2 protein-coding genes are annotated in these 1,915 nt (G+C 68.9%); both read right to left on the bottom strand.

What is annotated here, in order from left to right; genetic code table 11:
* On the bottom strand, window positions 1-1,590 hold a 1,590-nt coding region (locus tag ABZ281_RS47760), incomplete at its 3' end, for a cytochrome c biogenesis protein ResB (protein ID WP_356664934.1).
* Between the two features lie 3 nt (window positions 1,591-1,593).
* The coding region (locus ABZ281_RS47755) for a cytochrome c biogenesis protein CcdA (protein WP_356664932.1) at window positions 1,594-1,915 on the bottom strand (322 nt) is incomplete at its 5' end.

Below are 1,915 nucleotides of genomic sequence, written 5' to 3'. Positions count from 1 at the left end.
GGACTCGCTGCGGCCGAGGCCGGCCATCTCGACGACGGTGACGCCGTCGGCGCCCTTGACCGCGCGCACCCAGACGCGGCGGCGCTGGATGAACAGGGAGGCGGCGAGGCCGCCGATCGCGGCGAGGGCACCGGCGAGGGCCCAGCCGCTGCCGGGCTGCTGGACGACCTGGAAGCCGGCCCACTCCTTGATGTCCTTGCCGAAGGTGACCGAACCGGCGCCGTTCGGGAGCTTCATGGTCTCGCCGGGCTTCAGCAGCTTCTTGAACAGCTTGCCCTTCGAGTCCTTGAACTCCTTCATGTTGGTGCGGTCCATCTGGTACACGCTCTGCGGGATGCCCGAGTCGGCCCCGAGGTCGCCGTGGTAGGCGGACAGCGCGAGCAGCGGATTGTCCAGCGCGGGGAACTGCGACAGCATCGTGCCGCTGGCATGGCCGCCGAAGGTCGGCACGAAGAACGCGTTGAAGCCTAGCTGCTCCTTCTCGCCCTTGGAGTTGCGGTAGCCGTCGAGGACCTTGACGACACCGGAGGAGGTGACGTTGGCGTCCAGCGGCAGCAGCGGGACGGCGTCGTCGAAGACGACCTTGCCCTCGGCGTCGCGGACGGTGACGACGGGGGCGTAGCCGTGGCTGACGAGGTAGACCTTGGAGTCACCGATCTCCAGCGGGTGGTTCACCTCGACGGTGTCGTTCTCGTCCTTGCCGTAGGCGCCCGTGCTGTAGGTGATGCCGGCCTTGTAGACGCGCGGGGTGCCCTTGTTGGGGCCGGTGCGCTCGTAGGTGCCGGTGAACTTCTTCAGGTTGAAGCTGAACGGCACCAGGTCGTCCGACGTGAAGAGGTTGCCGGACTTGAAGTCGTCGTACTGGGTGAGGGTGTTGGAGAAGCCGTCGCCCTCGACGACCAGCTTGTTGCCCTCGGACTTGTACAGCTGGCCCCAGGCGAAGGCGGTCAGCATCACGATGAGGGCGATGTGGAAGGCGAGGTTGCCCGTCTCGCGCAGGTAGCCCTTCTCGGCGGCGACGGCGTCCCCGGTGAGGTGGGTGCGGAAGCGGCGCTTCTTCAGCAGGGTCAGGGCGGCCCGGTGGACCTGCTCGGGTTCGGCCGTGGTGCGCCAGGTGGTGTGGGCCGGCAGCCGGTTCAGCCGCCGGGGCGCGCCGGGCGGCAGGCCGCGCAGCTGGCCGACGAACTGCCAGGTGCGGGGCACGATGCAGCCGATGAGCGAGACGAACAGCAGGATGTAGATCGCGGAGAACCACACCGAGCTGTAGACGTGGAACATGCCGATCTTGTCGTAGACGTCCCCGAGGGTCGGGTGGGCCTTGCGGAAGTCGGCGACCTTCGTCTCGTCGCTGCCGGACTGCGGGATGAGCGAGCCGGGGATCGCGCCGAGGGAGAGCAGCAGGAGCAGCAGCAGGGCGACCCGCATGGAGGTCAGCTGCCGCCAGAACCAGCGGGCCCAGCCGATGACGCCCAGGGCGGGCAGGTGGGGCGCGTCCTCCTTGGGGGCGGTGGACAGCTGGGAGCCGGCGTCACCCAGCTCCGGGTCCTCGGCGGCGGAGGGGGCCGGGTCGGAGGCGGTGGTCTTGCTCATCGATCAGATCCCCACAGTGAAGCCGTCGGACCAGACCTGCATCTCCTGCACGATGCGGTCCCACGCGCCGGTCAGCAGCAGCAGACCGGTCACGATCATCATGGTGCCGCCGACCCGCATCACCCAGACGTAGTGGCGCTTGATCCAGCCGAAGGCTCCAAGGGCCTTGCGGAAGGCGACCGCGGCGAGCACGAAGGGCACGCCCAGGCCCAGACAGTACGCGATGGTCAGGACGGCACCGCGTCCGGCGCTGCCCTGGTCGGAGGAGAGGGCGAGCACGGAGGCGAGGGTGGGGCCGATGCAGGGTGTCCAGCCGATACCGAAC

It is taken from the genome of Streptomyces sp. NPDC006265 (genome assembly GCF_040613555.1).
GTDB lineage: Bacteria > Actinomycetota > Actinomycetes > Streptomycetales > Streptomycetaceae > Streptomyces.
The sequence above is the reverse complement of the archived record's forward strand: the minus strand, read 5'-3'. Positions and strand labels throughout refer to the sequence as shown.